1 protein-coding gene is annotated in these 1,261 nt (G+C 46.6%); it reads left to right on the top strand.

Going from position 1 to position 1,261, the window contains the following annotated elements:
* Positions 1-61 precede the first annotated feature (61 nt).
* A protein-coding gene (locus JC525_RS19705) for an IS3 family transposase (protein WP_198817844.1) occupies positions 62-1,230 on the top strand; the annotation gives its coding sequence in 2 pieces (ribosomal slippage) (positions 62-314 and positions 314-1,230; 1,170 coding nt in all).
* The last annotated feature ends 31 nt before the right edge of the window (positions 1,231-1,261 follow it).

Below are 1,261 nucleotides of genomic sequence, written 5' to 3'. Positions count from 1 at the left end.
TGACGTGCTCCAATAGATTCACACAGCCAGTTAAGGGATAATTATCTCAACTGGAGTGTATATGAAAACGCGAAAAAGCTATTCAAAAGAATTCAAACTGGACGCTGTTAGTCTGGTTAAAGAACAAAATTACAAGATTGCTGAGGCAGCTCGTAGTCTTGGTATTAGCGCCAATATGTTAGGCCGCTGGCTTAAAGAGCAAGAATCTGAAGGTGCCCACGCATTTCGTGGCAATGGTAAGTTGACGCCGGAACAGGAAGAAATCCGTCGGTTGAGAGAAGAAAATAAACGCCTGAAAATGGAGAAAGAGATCCTAAAAAAGGCGACGGTCTTCTTTGCCAAAGAAACCAAGTGAAATACGGTTTCATTACCCAACATAAGAAGACCTGGCCGATTAGTCTGATGTGCCAGGTTCTGGGAGTCAGTCGCCGTAATTACTACAGTGCAGTGCGACGAAACGAGCAACTTGAACCCGATCCGCAACATGATGAGCTAATCGAATGGGTACAGAAAATAGCAGATGCCAGTGACTTTACCTATGGTGTAAGACGAATGAAACGCGCGCTGAATTCGCTCGGTTACCCGGTTGGAAAACAGCGTACGAGAGCCTTGATGAAAGAAGCCGACGTGAGCGTTAGACGGCGTAGAAAATACAAAGTAACGACCAATAGCGACCATCAGCAACCTGTCTTCGACAATGTGCTGTCACGCGACTTTGATGCGCAAAAACCAGATCAGGCGTATGTCTCTGACATTACCTATATCTGGACGCAGGAAGGCTGGCTGTATCTGGCCGTTGTCATTGATCTGTTCTCACGCAAAGTCGTGGGTTGGAGTATGGCTTCACGGATGAATGCCCAGCTTGTGTGTGATGCCTTAACCATGGCTTTATGGCAACGCAAACCCAAGGCAGGCCTGATACATCATTCAGATCGTGGTTCGCAATATGCGAGCCGACAGTTTAGACAGCTACTGGCGCAGTACAAGGTAACAGGTAGCATGAGCAGGAAAGGTGATTGTTGGGACAATGCTGTTGTAGAGAGCTTCTTCGGCACATTAAAACAAGAGCGAGTGCAATGGCGTCACTACCAGAGCCGCCATGCTGCTCAGCAGGATATCCTGCAATACATCACTATGTTTTATAACAGCCAAAGAATGCACTCATACCTGGATTACAAAAGTCCAAACCAATATGAGGCGGACATGGCGGACTTAGAAAAAGCTGCTTAACTGGGTTGTGTGAATTTGCTTGACCACGTCA

The sequence above is a fragment of the Alteromonas sp. IB21 genome (assembly GCF_016405965.1).
GTDB lineage: Bacteria > Pseudomonadota > Gammaproteobacteria > Enterobacterales > Alteromonadaceae > Alteromonas.
The sequence above is the reverse complement of the archived record's forward strand: the minus strand, read 5'-3'. Positions and strand labels throughout refer to the sequence as shown.